Consider the following 11,720-nt stretch of genomic DNA (forward strand, 5'->3'; position numbering starts at 1 on the left):
TTATTCTCCCCGTGAGTCAGCGTTATCTTTCTTCTGCTGACGACCCAGTTCACGAACCGCCATCACGCTGACGCCGGCAACCAGTCCTACTACGCCACCAAGCAGCCCAATCGCTCCGGCAGAAACATTGCCGCCTTCTTTCATATTGACGTCAGGTTTTTCGGAACGCGGCGTTTGGTTTTCCACATGAGCAAGCTGGTGAATACCTTTATGGAAACCGATACCTTCTTCGTTACAGCCATAGCAAGGGTGACCGATAGCCACCGGCCATACGCCTCCAACATCGCAGAATTGCAGCGTTGAGCAGTTGCCGTAGGTTTCTGGTCCTTTACAGCCGAGATGGTAGAGGCACCAACCTTCACGGTGACCTTCATCGCCAAACTCTTTCGCAAAACGGCCTGCGTCAAAGTGCGGGCGACGCTCGCAGTGTTCGTGAATCAAACGGCCATAGGCGAATGTCGGACGGTTTTTGGTATCCAGTTTCGGCGGCTTACCGTAGGTGATGATATGCGCGACCGTGGCGAGGAAGTTGTGCGGGTTCGGCGGACAGCCGGGGATGTTGATGATGGTTTTGCCTGGCAGAACTTCCTGCAAGCCGACGGCACCCGTTGGGTTAACGCCAGCAGCAGCAACACCACCCCATGCGGCGCAAGAGCCGATAGCAATGATAGCGGCTGCGCCTTCTGCGGCCCGACGAATGTGATCCACGATCGGCTCACCGGCAACCATGCAGTAAATACCATTGTCTTTCAGTGGGATAGAACCATCTACAACCAAAACATATTGCCCTTTGTACTTCTCCAGAGCGTTATGTTTATTCTCTTCAACCTGATGGCCGAAGGCGGCGGAGAGCACCTCATGGTATTCCAGAGAGATGGTCTCCAGAACGAGGTTTTCCACTGTAGGGTGTGTCGCGCGAAGTAGCGATTCAGTACAACCCGTACACTCCTGAGCCCCAATCCAGATAACCGGTGGGCGCTGAGGACGAGAAACTGATTCGGCCATTTCTGCGGCGGCTTTGCTACTGAGCCCCATGGTAGCGGCCAGTGCTGCACAAAGCTTCATGAAATCACGGCGATTAATGCCGTTCGAATTGATGAGAGAGTTATCTCCAGTCATTTTATAGTTATTCCGTTGCGAAGACCTGGCTTTTATTTTGCACCATTCGCATGTTGCATATTGCGATCGGCGCGCCATTACCACACTTTTTATATGGTTATGTGCATTATAATACTTCGGCGGAGCAACAAAACGAAGGCGTAGGTCAATAGTGTAATTAATTAAAGCAAGATAATACCCCTTTCGGATCAAGCTTCGAGACGATAGCCAGCCATGAAAAAACGAATTGTTGTACTGGACTGGTTCTCTTTAAAGAAATCCATAACCATCTCTTTATCCAGCCCATAGCGGCGCGTGAGGATCCCCGCCTCCCAGGCGCTGAGCTGTCGATCGCCCGTTTTTTCAAACATTCGATGAGAAAATCCCAGTACAAAGCCGCGTTTATAATCAGCACAAAAGTTGGCTACCGAGCGCGCGCTATCCGCGCTTGACGCGTTTAATCCGGCCATCAGGCCTTTTCCAAAATGATTGTCCATGCATAACCTCCAATCGCTATATAATAAATTATATAGCGATTTTTTAAGCAAAGACCAGAGGTATCACGAACTTTTTATGTCAGCTTAAAAGGACACCCATTCATCCGTTTTAGCTGCCGCAGACGTTTTGCTGTCTGCTGAAGGGGAAGCGGTATTAGCGGCGGCGTACTGCACATCATTCGCTGAGAGGCGGAACTGTTGCACCGAACGTTGCAGTTCTTCCGTTTGTCGTTCCAGCGCTACAGCCGCGGCGGAAACCTGCTCTACCAGCGCCGCGTTCTGTTGCGTTACGCTGTCCATTTGGGTGATCGCTACGCTCACCTGCGAGATGCCTTTGTTCTGCTCTTCCGAGGCAGAGGCAATTTGTTTCATGATGACGGTCACTTCGGTGGCGCCGCGCAGAATCGCCTCCATGGTTAATCCCGTCTCTTTAACCAAACGAGCGCCCTGATCGACGCGACGCGACGACTCGCCAATCAGCGTCTCAATCTCTTTCGCCGCCCCGGCGCTGCGGCTGGCAAGGTTACGCACTTCACCGGCAACGACGGCAAAACCACGTCCCTGTTCGCCTGCTCTGGCGGCTTCAACTGCCGCGTTCAGCGCCAGAATGTTGGTCTGGAAAGCGATGCTATTAATAACAGAGGTAATTTCCGCGATCTGTTTAGAGCTGGCGGCAATGCCATCCATCGTCTCAACCACTTCTGATACCAGGGTGCTCCCTTTACCTGCCGTTTCTGTCGCCGTGTCGGCAAGCTGGCTGGCTTCACGCGCGTTTTCAGCGTTCAGTTTTACCGTGGCGGTCAGTTGCTCCATGCTGGCAGCGGTCTCTTCCAGCGCAGCGGCCTGTTCTTCAGTACGCGAGGAGAGATCGTTGTTGCCAGTGGAAATTTCCGTAGCACCTCGCCAGATGTTGTCACTACCTGAACGGATGGTACTGACGGCTTCGCGCAGGCTGTCCTGCATCGCGCACAGTAACGGCACCAGTTGGCCCACGCAGTTACGACCAAAATCTTCAATTGGATGGCTGAGGTCGCCCTGTGCAATCTGCTGGAACTGCTGGCGGATACGTCCCAACGGCTTCACCATCATGGCGACGAGGTAACGGTCAGTGAAAAACAGGAGAGCAATACCGAGGATCACGGCGGTAATGATTAGCGTCCGGATGATAGACGTTTTACCATCAACCATGACGCGCGTGGTATCAAGCCGCTCGCCTGCCGTGGTGTTAAAGCGTTCTGCACTGGCGCCAAACTCCCGGCTCAGCGCTGGCGTAACGGTGCTGGCATGTTCCGCAAAGGCCGTAAGCGTGCCCTGCTGCGCCAGTTGCATTTGCGGGATCACGCCGTTGTCCAGCAGCGCCTGCCACTTCGTCAGTACCGCCGCGGCCACTTCCGGATCCATTGGTCCTGGAGACAACGTTTTCATCTCCTGGAGTTTTTTGCTCATGTTCTCCAGGGACTGCTGCGCTGGCGCAAAATCAGGCGTTCCGCCGCTCATTTTGACATCCATGGCGCGACTCAAGCGCGTGACGAAACGAAAGTACTGATCGTTCCCCTGGCTGAGCACCGTCATCTGATGGACGAGATGACGGTCAATATCATTGCCTTCAGATATTTTTGATAAAGAATGAAGACTGAATAAACCCACGCCCGACCAGAGCAGGCAAAAAAGTCCCAGTATTGCCAACATGACAATACGAATAGTGAAGTTTTTCAGCAAACGCATAATAATTTCCTTGCCGTTGATGAGGAATTCGCCATCAGGCGATACTTATCCTTGTTATCGGCAGGCAACAGAGAAGATATAATGCGTTCTTTATTTTTTTACTTTCTTAAGTACATTCAATATCTATTTACACTATATCAACATGAATGCTAATGAAATTAGCTAGCATTATTATTCAGATGATTAACCTGAAGCACTAAACAATCCTTTGTTTTCTATCGTAAATATTTGTTAAACCATGCAAGAGTACGCTCCCAGGCTAAATCAGCAGCTGCTTTATCATAACGCGGTGTCGAATCATTATGAAAACCATGATTAACGCCGGGATAAATATATGCCTCATAGACTTTCTTATTAGCCTTCAGTGCCGCTTCATAAGCAGGCCATCCCTCATTAATTCGGGTATCTAGTTGCGCATAGTGTAGTAATAAAGGCGCGTTTATTTTGGGGACATCAGCCGCAGGAACCTGTCGACCATAGAAAGGCACCGCGCAGGCCAGTTCAGGGAAAGCGACGGCTGCGGCGTTCGACACACCACCGCCATAGCAAAAACCAGTGATCCCCACTTTTCCCGTCGCGCCGGCAAAACGCTGCATATATTCAATGGCGGCAAAAAAATCATTCATCAGCTTTACCGGGTCAACCTGCTGCTGTAACTCCCGGCCTTTATCATCATTGCCAGGATATCCCCCCACCGAACTTAATCCATCAGGCGCGAGTGCAATATACCCCGCTTTCGCCACCCGTCGCGCCACATCCTCAATATACGGATTCAGCCCGCGATTCTCATGCACCACCACAACCGCCGGAACTTTCCCCGTCGCATTAGCGGGTTTAACCAGGTATCCCCGCACATCGCCATGCCCTTCGGGTGATGGATAGGTAATATATTCCGCCAGGATATCAGGATCGGTGAACTCCACCTGCGTTGCGAGAGCATAATTGGGTTTCAACACGTTGAATAACGCCAGCGCCGTCATACCTCCGACTGCATATTTCGCCGCAAGATTGAGAAATTCACGTTTCGTTATTTTTCCATGAGCGTAATAGTCATAGTAGTCGAGCAGTTCTTGCGGAAAGTCTTTGGCAGTTAGACGCGACATGGCAGGACTCCTGGCTGATGTTTTTTTAAGCAAAGCACAGTGGTCTGTTTTTGCCCAGTTTTTCATCCCAGTGTGACCTGGTGAACGGGATATTCGCCGTGAACCCGCTAGAATAGAAACGTTGTTTCGAAATTCACCTGCACTAAGGAGATCTCATGGCCTGGTTTGCCAATCCTGAACGTTACGAGCAGATGCTCTATCGCTACTGTGGGCGCAGCGGTTTACGCTTACCCGCGCTGTCGCTAGGTTTGTGGCACAGTTTTGGGCATGTTCAGGCGCTGGATTCCCAGCGCACCCTGCTGCGTAAAGCATTTGATTTAGGCATCACGCATTTTGATTTAGCCAATAACTATGGGCCGCCTCCGGGCAGCGCAGAAGAAAATTTTGGCCGCTTACTGCGCGAGGATTTTGCACACTATCGTGATGAACTGATCATTTCTACCAAGGCAGGCTATGACATGTGGCCAGGGCCATACGGTTCTGGCGGTTCGCGGAAATACCTGCTCGCCAGCCTCGACCAAAGCCTGAAACGCATGGGCCTCGACTATGTCGATATCTTTTATTCGCACCGCGTTGACGAAAATACGCCAATGGAAGAGACCGCCTCGGCTCTGGCCCATGCGGTGCAAAGCGGCAAAGCGCTGTATGTCGGCATCTCATCCTATTCCCCGGACCGTACGCAGAAAATGGCCGAGCTGATGCGGGAATGGAAAATTCCGCTGCTAATCCACCAGCCTTCCTACAACTTGCTTAACCGTTGGGTAGACAGTAGTGGTCTGCTGGATACGCTGGAATCCAACGGTATGGGCTGTATCGCATTTACGCCGCTGGCCCAGGGGCTGCTGACGGGGAAATACCTCAACGGCATTCCGGAAGGTTCCCGCATGCAGCGTGAAGGGAAAAAAATTCGAGGGCTGACGGAAAACATGCTGACGGAAGAAAACCTTACCAGCCTGCGTTTGCTCAATGAGATGGCGCAACAGCGCGGACAGTCGATGGCGCAAATGGCCTTAAGCTGGTTGCTGAAAGATAACCGGGTGACTTCGGTATTAATTGGCGCCAGCCGACCGGAGCAACTGGAGGAGAACGTTCAGGCGTTGGCTAACCTGACGTTCAGTACCGAAGAATTGACGCAGATCGATAAGCACGTTGCGGACGGAAAGCTGAACCTGTGGCAGGCCTCATCTGACAAGTAACCGTATGCCACTTCGTGCCGGGTAGCGGCGTTAGCCTCCCCGGCACGTAATACGGGCCAGCAAGTCCCTCACATCTCTTCCGCTCTAATCTCTGGACGTTGAAATTCCGGCCACACCAGCGCGACAAGCGCAGGATAAGCCTCCAGGCTGAACTCCCTGAAACACTGGCGTAAGTTGAGCACGTCCAGATCGGCATGCGGGACTTTCTCACCGCTCAGACAGCGCTTTTTAATATTATCGTAATATTTATACACCGCAGAGTTGAGATCGCTACAACGCCGCTGTGCATCAAATAGACCTGGCGTCTCATTCAACTCTACCATTGTCATCCGTTTGATCGTCGAATGGATAAAATCGATATATTCGTGATTAACGCGCCAATACCATACCGGGGTAATCGAATTCATCAGTAGCGAAAAATGATCCTCCCCCTCTTCTTTACTCAGCATTTCCGGCTGATTTTCAGAGTACCCATTTTCTGTTTCTCGGTTTTTATTTGCACTGCGCATCAACAAAAGTACCCCGCAGGTAAGCAATAGCAGGGTAATAACAGAATAAAATATACTGTTCATATACTGGCTCCATTTTTTTTGATTTTAAAATTACGCCATGCTATTGTCAACGCGGCCTGGTTTAATTAAAACAACATCTCATTGGCATCAAAGGATATTTCAACATGCTTCCCGAGCATCTTGTTCCCTCGCGTTTTCACTTATCCAGCTCCTCATCCAATACCAGTCCCGCAGATAATAGTGAAAATTTGACTCAGGGGAAGAGAACATTAAGTGATTACGAACCCGATATTTTGATTAGCTCTGCCGCTACCGGCCAGGCACGCAATATGTTATTTGAAGAGTGCGACCGCCATTTAAAAGAGCGCCTGTTTCGTGCCGCAAAAATTGAGTCATTCACTCGCCTGCTCAATTCACTACAAGCGGAAGGTGACATCAACGCTCAAGAATTAAGTAAAATTTTGTCCACAAAAACAGCCACCGTTAATGAGCAGGGCAATAAAATTTGGCTTAATTTAATTACCCGCGAAACCAGCGATCCTATTTTTTATTCTCTGGAAGAGAAATAAAATGAAAGATGTTGAGGATAATAATGTTTATTTAGCTTTAGATGACCATAAAAGCGATGAGTTTGTCTTAAAGCAAAATTTAGCCGTGCTGATTGCCAATAAAAACGCGACGCTGGAAAGCGTGGCCCAGGAAATAGTTTCTATACCTGCCGCACTGGTGCGGATGAAATGGCAAAATCGCCGTGAAATTTATGCACTACAGGCTAAGGAAGAGATCTACGGCGCCGCGATTGAAGCCATTATGGAGCAGCAACCAGAACTGCGGGACAAAATCATGGCCCGACTGGAGAGTACTTACCAGCATATACTCAAGCGAGAAACGGCCACCTTACGCCTGACGCGTAAACTGTCTGAGGGAAACTACGAACCCACCAGGATAACGACTGTCGCACTGGATGAGAACAGATAAGGGCGTGCGGAGGAGCTGGAACAGGAGCTGCAGGCCGGGTAAGGCGACAACCATTACCCGGCAACGAGGATTACTTCGCTTTTACGGTCTCTTCACCGACCAGACCAATTTTCAGGAAACCCGCCTGATGCAGCGTATCCATCACTTTCATCATGGTTTCATAATCGACGGTTTTATCCGCACGGAAGAAAATCGTAGTGTCTTTCTTCCCATCGGTCAGCGTATTTAATTCGCTAATCATGGTGTCGTCCGTCACCTGATTATTGCCGATAAACATACTCTTATCGGCTTTTACCGACAGATAAACCGGTTTTTCCGGACGCGGCTGCGGGGTACTGGTGGAAGCAGGGAGATTCACTTTCACATCCACCGTTGCCAACGGCGCGGCTACCATAAAGATGATCAATAAAACCAACATAACGTCGATAAACGGCGTCACGTTGATTTCATGCATTTCACCGTTATCGTCCAGGTTTTCATTAAAGCTCATTGCCATGGAACATCATCCTACACGTAATTTCTGCGCAGCACGTACTGGATGCGCAGAAGCGCTAGCATTCAGGTCCAGATCGCGACTTTGCAGCAACAGCACCTGTGCCGCGACATCGCCCAGCATCGCTTTATAGCTGCCAATCTGACGTGCGAAAATGTTGTAGATAACGACCGCAGGAATTGCCGCGACCAGACCGATCGCGGTCGCTAATAGCGCTTCTGCGATACCCGGCGCAACAACGGCCAGGTTGGTCGTTTGGATTTGTGCGATCCCGATGAAGCTATTCATGATACCCCATACGGTACCAAACAGACCCACGAATGGAGAGATAGCCCCGATAGTGGCCAGGTATCCGTTACCGCGACCCATATGACGGCCTACCGCCGCCACACGACGCTCCAGACGGAAGCCGGTACGCTCTTTGATACCTTCGTTGTCGTCGCTGCCTTCTGACAGTTCCAGTTCGTTCTGCGCTTCATAAACCAACTGTGCGCCCAGGCTTTTGCCATCGAATCCTGCGGCAATCTCACTTGCCCTATCTAAAGAGCGGGCTTCCGCCAGCAGTTGCTGCTCACGCTTAAGGCGGCGTTTCTGAGTAAAGAACTCAAGGCTCTTACTAAAGAAGATAGCCCAGGTGACCACTGACGCCAAAATCAGCCCAATCATCACGCACTTAACCACGATATCGGCGTGCTGATACATACCCCAGACGGAAAGATCCGTCTGCATCAAATTATTACCCACTCTGTATCTCCAGGACGCAAATCACAAAATCTGAGCGTAATGATATCAAAAAGACGTCGAATTGATAGTCGTTCTCATTACTATTTACATATTGCCGCACCTTTGGTTTCTTTTCCTTGCGCTTACGCAGTAAAAAAGTCACCAGAAGCATTTTGAGATTATTTTCTACTGTATGACCGTTCCGCAGGATGCATCACCTTTGATTCATGGTAGTTTAGACATCCAGACGTATAAAAACAGGTCAGACAACATGGCAGATAAACAACTTGAAACCAAACTCGTCCACGCAGGACGCAGTAAAAAGTACACGCAGGGCTCGGTAAATAGCGTGATCCAGCGCGCTTCTTCGCTGGTGTTTGACACCGTCGAGGCCAAAAAGCAGGCTACGCATAACCGGGCTAACGGTGGGCTTTTCTATGGCCGTCGCGGAACCCTGACGCATTTCTCCCTGCAGGAAGCGATGTGCGAACTGGAAGGCGGTGCAGGTTGCGCCTTGTTCCCCTGCGGCGCAGCGGCCGTTGCCAACACCATCCTCGCCTTTGTGGAGCAAGGGGATCATGTGCTAATGACCAACACCGCCTATGAACCCAGCCAGGATTTCTGCACCAAAATTCTCGGCAAGCTCGGCGTGTCTACCGGCTGGTTCGATCCGCTGGTTGGCGCCGGTATAGTGAAGCACATTCAGCCGAACACGAAAGTCGTATTTCTGGAATCTCCCGGCTCTGTCACTATGGAAGTGCATGATGTTCCAGCTATTGTTGCCGCCGTCAGACGCGTCGCGCCGGATGCTATCATCATGATTGATAACACCTGGGCTGCCGGGGTGCTGTTCAAAGCGCTGGATTTTGGTATCGATATTTCTATTCAGGCAGGTACCAAATATCTGATTGGTCATTCCGACGGCATGGTCGGCACGGCGGTATCTAATGCCCGCTGCTGGGATCAACTGCGCGAAAATGCCTATCTGATGGGGCAAATGCTGGACGCCGATACCGCCTATATGACCAGCCGTGGACTGCGTACGCTGAGCGTTCGCCTGCGTCAGCACCATGAAAGCAGCGTAAAGGTCGCCGAGTGGCTGGCCAGCCATCCGCAGGTCGCCCGCGTGAATCACCCGGCGCTGCCCGGCAGTAAAGGTCACGAATTCTGGAAGCGTGATTTCTCCGGCAGCAGCGGCCTGTTCTCCTTTGTATTGAATAAGAAACTCAATCATGAGGAGCTTGCCGCGTATTTGGATCACTTCAGCCTGTTCAGCATGGCCTACTCCTGGGGTGGTTTTGAGTCGCTGATCCTCGCTAATCAGCCGGAACACATTGCCGCTATCCGTCCGCAAGGTGAGGTGGACTTCAGCGGAACGCTCATCCGTTTGCATATTGGTTTAGAGAATGTTGACGATCTAATTGCCGATTTGGCCGCAGGATTCGCCCGAATCGAGTAAAATTGCCACAGATGGACATATATGCAGACACTTCTGGTGGAAAAGTCTGCAATTGTTGCGTCCGGGATCAAGGCATCCCGGACAATTCAGGAGTACAATCCACACATAAACGCTGTTCCACAGGAAAGTCCATGGTAGTCATTCAAGATATTGTCTCCGCGCTCTGGCAACACGATTTTGCCGCGCTGGCGGATCCGCACGTTGTGAGCGTGGTTTACTTCGTCATGTTCGCCACACTGTTTTTAGAAAATGGTCTGCTACCCGCCTCCTTTTTACCCGGAGACAGCCTGTTATTGCTGGCAGGGGCGCTGATCGCTCAGGACGTGATGAGTTTTTTACCTACCATAGCTATTCTGACTGCCGCCGCCAGTCTGGGCTGCTGGCTAAGCTACATTCAGGGACGCTGGCTGGGCAACACGCGGACGGTAAAAGGCTGGCTGGCGCAATTGCCTGAAAAATACCATCAGCGCGCCACCTGCATGTTTGACCAACACGGACTGATGGCGCTGCTGGCAGGACGCTTCCTGGCGTTTGTTCGCACCTTGCTGCCAACAATGGCGGGAATTTCTGGCCTTCCAAACCGTCGGTTCCAGTTTTTTAACTGGCTGAGCGGTCTGCTGTGGGTGACCGTCGTCACCAGCTTTGGCTATGCATTGAGCATGATCCCGTTCGTCAAACGTCATGAAGATCAGGTGATGACCTTTTTAATGATCCTGCCGGTTGCCCTGTTAACCGCAGGTCTGTTGGGAACGCTGTTCGTGGTAATTAAAAAAAAATATTGTAGCGCCTGAGCCGCATCCGAGGCCGGATAATCTCCGGCATTTCGCCTGATGGCGCACAGCTTTAAGGCCTGCGGAGTAACTGTCAGGCCAACATGAAATCAACTCCCCTGCATCATTCGAATTCTGGCCGCATCTTCCCCCGGCGTTACACCAAAGAAACGTTTAAACTCCCGGCTAAATTGCGATGCGCTCTCATAGCCGACGCGCATGGCAGCCGCACTGGCCTTCATTCCATCGTGGATCATCATCATCCGCGCTTTATGCAAACGGTAGCTCTTCAGATATTGCAGCGGCGACGTGCTGGTCACCGCTTTAAAATTATGATGAAACGCCGACACGCTCATGTTCGCTTCTGCCGCCAGCTGTTCTACATTGAGGTTTTCGGTGTATTTGGTTTCAATCCGCTTCAGCACCCGGCTTATCAAACTGAAATGCGTCTGACGGCTGACCAGCGCCAGTAACGCGCCGCCACGCGGCCCGGTCAGCACATGGTAGAGGATCTCACGAATAATCTGTTTCCCCAGAATACGCGCATCCAGCGGTCGCTCCATCACATCCAGCAGGCGCTCAGCGGCGCAAAGAATTTCGTCAGAGAGCGTCGCGGAGTTGATCCCGCTGGCCGCCATGGCGGGCTGGAACAGCTCATCTTCCCCGATGTCCATCAACAGCTCCTGCAACTGCAGAATATCGACATTCAGGTAAATACCGGCCAGGGGAACCTCCGGTGTCGCATGCGTTTCACATTCAAAGGGTAAAGGAACGGTTAGCAGCAGATATTCGTTGGCGTCATAACGAAATACACGCTCATTGATGTAACCAATTTTATGTCCCGAAAAGAGAAATATGATGCCTGGCTGATACATGACCGGCGTACGGGCCGCTGGCTCCGTGCCGTGCAGCAGGCGGACATCTGGCAGCAATTCACTGAGTTTATTTTCATTGTTTTTCAGCTGCTTAATTTTATCTGTCAGCAGAAGGCAGATCTCATCACGGTTCATGGAGCACCATTTCATCATCGGTTTTCAACCCTGACATAATGCGCAGATTTATCCGTTTTCTCCAGCAGTCTGTAGAAATGGGCAAGACATCGGCAGAAATGAGCATTGAGAGCAACGCGGCGGGCGACCACAATGTTCATCATCCGGCAGACACCT

Annotated in this window: 13 protein-coding genes; 5 read left to right on the plus strand and 8 right to left on the minus strand. The window is 51.1% G+C overall.

Annotated features, from left to right (window positions below):
* From hybO to yghX, 4 genes are all read right to left on the minus strand, one after another.
* Entirely contained in the window at nt 1-1,119 is a 1,119-nt protein-coding gene (gene hybO / locus OGV94_RS04615; RefSeq protein ID WP_043017615.1) for a hydrogenase 2 small subunit, read from the minus strand.
* A 188-nt stretch (nt 1,120-1,307) separates the two neighbouring features.
* The gene (locus OGV94_RS04620) at nt 1,308-1,595 is read right to left on the minus strand and encodes a DUF2623 family protein (RefSeq protein WP_003024490.1); all 288 of its coding nucleotides are present in this window, start codon (nt 1,593-1,595) and stop codon (nt 1,308-1,310) included.
* An 84-nt stretch (nt 1,596-1,679) separates the two neighbouring features.
* Nucleotides 1,680-3,320: a methyl-accepting chemotaxis protein gene (locus tag OGV94_RS04625; protein WP_043017616.1), complete on the minus strand. Its 1,641-nt coding sequence runs from the start codon at nt 3,318-3,320 to the stop codon at nt 1,680-1,682.
* Between the two features lie 215 nt (nt 3,321-3,535).
* Nucleotides 3,536-4,423, minus strand: a complete 888-nt coding sequence (yghX, locus tag OGV94_RS04630; RefSeq protein ID WP_043017617.1) for a YghX family hydrolase — start codon at nt 4,421-4,423, stop codon at nt 3,536-3,538.
* 155 nt (nt 4,424-4,578) lie between these two features.
* Between yghX and OGV94_RS04635 the strand changes: the two genes are divergently transcribed.
* Nucleotides 4,579-5,619: an aldo/keto reductase gene (locus tag OGV94_RS04635; protein ID WP_213733240.1), complete on the plus strand. Its 1,041-nt coding sequence runs from the start codon at nt 4,579-4,581 to the stop codon at nt 5,617-5,619.
* Between the two features lie 68 nt (nt 5,620-5,687).
* Here OGV94_RS04635 and OGV94_RS04640 read toward each other — a convergent pair whose 3' ends face one another.
* Nucleotides 5,688-6,191: an ESA_00282 family adhesion-associated protein gene (locus OGV94_RS04640; RefSeq protein ID WP_213733239.1), complete on the minus strand. Its 504-nt coding sequence runs from the start codon at nt 6,189-6,191 to the stop codon at nt 5,688-5,690.
* A gap of 104 nt (nt 6,192-6,295) precedes the next feature.
* Between OGV94_RS04640 and OGV94_RS04645 the strand changes: the two genes are divergently transcribed.
* Nucleotides 6,296-6,700, plus strand: a complete 405-nt coding sequence (locus tag OGV94_RS04645) for a hypothetical protein (RefSeq protein WP_043017620.1) — start codon at nt 6,296-6,298, stop codon at nt 6,698-6,700.
* A gap of 1 nt (nt 6,701) precedes the next feature.
* Nucleotides 6,702-7,109 carry a hypothetical protein gene (locus tag OGV94_RS04650; RefSeq protein ID WP_043017621.1) on the plus strand — a complete coding sequence of 136 codons (408 nt, stop codon included), beginning with the start codon at nt 6,702-6,704 and terminating at the stop codon, nt 7,107-7,109.
* A 70-nt stretch (nt 7,110-7,179) separates the two neighbouring features.
* Here the strand turns inward: OGV94_RS04650 and exbD are convergent, their stop codons facing one another.
* Nucleotides 7,180-7,605 carry a TonB system transport protein ExbD gene (gene exbD / locus OGV94_RS04655; protein WP_016154501.1) on the minus strand — a complete coding sequence of 142 codons (426 nt, stop codon included), beginning with the start codon at nt 7,603-7,605 and terminating at the stop codon, nt 7,180-7,182.
* Between the two features lie 6 nt (nt 7,606-7,611).
* Nucleotides 7,612-8,346, minus strand: coding sequence for a tol-pal system-associated acyl-CoA thioesterase (exbB, locus tag OGV94_RS04660; RefSeq protein WP_286522715.1), 735 nt, complete (start codon nt 8,344-8,346; stop codon nt 7,612-7,614).
* 250 nt (nt 8,347-8,596) lie between these two features.
* On the opposite strand from exbB, the gene metC reads away from it, so the two are divergent.
* Together metC and yghB are read left to right on the plus strand one after the other, a co-directional pair.
* The gene (gene metC, locus OGV94_RS04665) at nt 8,597-9,784 is read left to right on the plus strand and encodes a cystathionine beta-lyase (RefSeq protein ID WP_286522717.1); all 1,188 of its coding nucleotides are present in this window, start codon (nt 8,597-8,599) and stop codon (nt 9,782-9,784) included.
* Between the two features lie 131 nt (nt 9,785-9,915).
* On the plus strand, nt 9,916-10,575 hold the full coding sequence (yghB, locus tag OGV94_RS04670) for a DedA family general envelope maintenance protein YghB (protein ID WP_043017623.1): 660 nt from the start codon (nt 9,916-9,918) through the stop codon (nt 10,573-10,575).
* A gap of 89 nt (nt 10,576-10,664) precedes the next feature.
* Here yghB and OGV94_RS04675 read toward each other — a convergent pair whose 3' ends face one another.
* Nucleotides 10,665-11,564, minus strand: coding sequence for an AraC family transcriptional regulator (locus OGV94_RS04675; protein WP_140389834.1), 900 nt, complete (start codon nt 11,562-11,564; stop codon nt 10,665-10,667).
* Nucleotides 11,565-11,720: the final 156 nt, after the last annotated feature.

The organism is Citrobacter sp. Ce006 (assembly GCF_030336535.1).
GTDB classification, from domain to species: domain Bacteria; phylum Pseudomonadota; class Gammaproteobacteria; order Enterobacterales; family Enterobacteriaceae; genus Citrobacter; species Citrobacter europaeus.